The 1,827-nt window shown below is 67.8% G+C and carries 2 protein-coding genes and 1 pseudogene; all 3 read left to right on the top strand.

What is annotated here, in order from left to right; all coding sequences use genetic code 11:
* Positions 1-58 precede the first annotated feature (58 nt).
* Positions 59-972: pseudogene (locus tag JCM9942_RS15070) on the top strand (LysR substrate-binding domain-containing protein).
* Between the two features lie 170 nt (positions 973-1,142).
* Positions 1,143-1,568 (top strand): nucleoside diphosphate kinase regulator, encoded by a 426-nt coding sequence (rnk, locus tag JCM9942_RS15065; RefSeq protein ID WP_054660658.1) that lies wholly within the window; start codon positions 1,143-1,145, stop codon positions 1,566-1,568.
* Positions 1,569-1,604: 36 nt separating this feature from the next.
* Positions 1,605-1,827 (top strand): transaldolase family protein (locus tag JCM9942_RS15060; protein ID WP_304941157.1); only part of this gene is annotated, 223 nt, incomplete at its 3' end.

The raw sequence follows: 1,827 nt of genomic DNA, 5'->3' as shown, positions 1-1,827 counted from the left end.
CCGCGGGGCGTCGCTCTGTCGGCGCCGGCACCCGGCGCCCACGTGAACGGAGTCCACTGTGAACCTGCGTGACCTCAAGTATCTGGTGGCGCTGGCCGAGCACAAGCACTTCGGCCGCGCCGCGGCGGCGTGTTTTGTCAGCAGCCCACCCTGTCCACCCAGATCCGGAAACTGGAGGAGGAACTGGGCGTGTCGCTGGTCGAACGGGCGCCGCGCAAGGTGATGCTGACGCCGGCCGGGCGCGAGGCGGCGATGCGGGCGCGCAGCATCGTGGCCGAGGTCGAGCAGATGAAGGAAGCCGCCCGCCGTTCGCGCGACCCGGAAGCCGGCACCGTGCGGCTGGGCATCTTCCCCACGCTGGGCCCGTACCTGCTGCCGCATGTGATTCCCGGCATCCGCGAACGCTTCCCGCAGCTGGAGCTGCTGCTGGTGGAGGAAAAGAGCGACGTGCTGCTGGCACAGCTGCGCAACGGCCAGCTCGACGCGGCGCTGCTGGCGTTGCCGGTCAACGACGAGCAGCTGCACACCGAGTTCCTGTTCGAGGAACCGTTCGTGCTGGCCGCCCCCGAAGGCCATCCGCTGGCCGCCCACACCTCGCTGCGCCTGGATGATCTGGCCGAACAGCGCCTGCTGCTGCTGCAGGACGGTCACTGCCTGCGCGACCAGGCGCTGGATGTCTGCCATCTGGCCGGCGCGCTGGAAAGATCCGAATTCCAAGCCACCAGCCTGGAAACCCTGCGACAGATGGTCGCGGCCAATGTCGGCGTGACCCTGCTGCCGATGCTGGCGGTGAAGCCGCCGGTGGCCCGCTCACCCAACATCCGGCTGGTCCCCTTCGACGGCACGCCGCTACCCAACCGCCGCATCGCCATGGTCTGGCGCCGAAGCTCGGCCATGGCCGCGCTCCTGCAGCAACTGGCGGCGGTGTTCAAACAATTGCCGGCCGGACTGCTGTGCGCCGACCCTGACTGAACAGGCGTCCAGACTGAATCGCGGCCCGGCCCGCATTGCATCCGGGCCTGAGCGGCCCCATGATCGTTGCAGGGTCGCTTTCTGGCCCCCGATACCAGCACAATAGTGCCCGGGCGGCGTCGACAAGACGTCGCCTTTTGCTTGTTTTTTCACCAGATAAGGAATATCCCATGACCAGCCACAGCGGTCTGCCGCCGTCGATCATCGTTTCCGTCCGTGACATGGCCCGCCTCGAGGCCCTGCTCGATTCCCCGGCCCTGAGCCGGCACCCGGCCGCCATCGCCCTGTCCCAGGAGCTGGAGCGCGCCCAGGTACTGCCGCCGGAAGAAATTCCCGAAGGCATCGTCACCATGCATTCGCGCGTCGACTGCGAAGACGAACTGAACAATGAAACCCATTCCCTGACCCTGGTCTATCCGCACGAAGCGGATTTCGACAAGGGCCGCGTGTCGGTGCTGGCACCGGTCGGCAGCGCCCTGCTGGGCCTGGCCATTGGCCAGACCATCGACTGGACCGCCCCGGGTGGCCGCCAGCTGCGTCTGCGCGTGACCGCCGTCCACTACCAGCCCGAAGCCGCTGGCGACATCCACCGCTGAGCGCCCCGCGCCGGCACCGCTGTACAGGAACATGCAATGACCCAGGCCCCCTCCAAACTCGCCCAGCTGCGCGAACTGTCCGTCGTCGTCGCCGATACCGGTGATTACGAGGCGATCAAACGCCTGCAGCCGGTGGACTGCACCACCAACCCCACGCTGGTGAGGAAAGCCCTCGACCTGCCGGTCTACGCCGGCCTGATCGAGCGCGAATTGCAGTGGGGCCGGGCCCAGTCCGGTGACGTGCAGGACGTGGCCAAGG

This window comes from Stenotrophomonas pictorum JCM 9942 (genome assembly GCF_001310775.1).
Taxonomy (GTDB): domain Bacteria; phylum Pseudomonadota; class Gammaproteobacteria; order Xanthomonadales; family Xanthomonadaceae; genus Stenotrophomonas; species Stenotrophomonas pictorum.
This window is presented reverse-complemented; position numbering and strand designations above follow the sequence as displayed.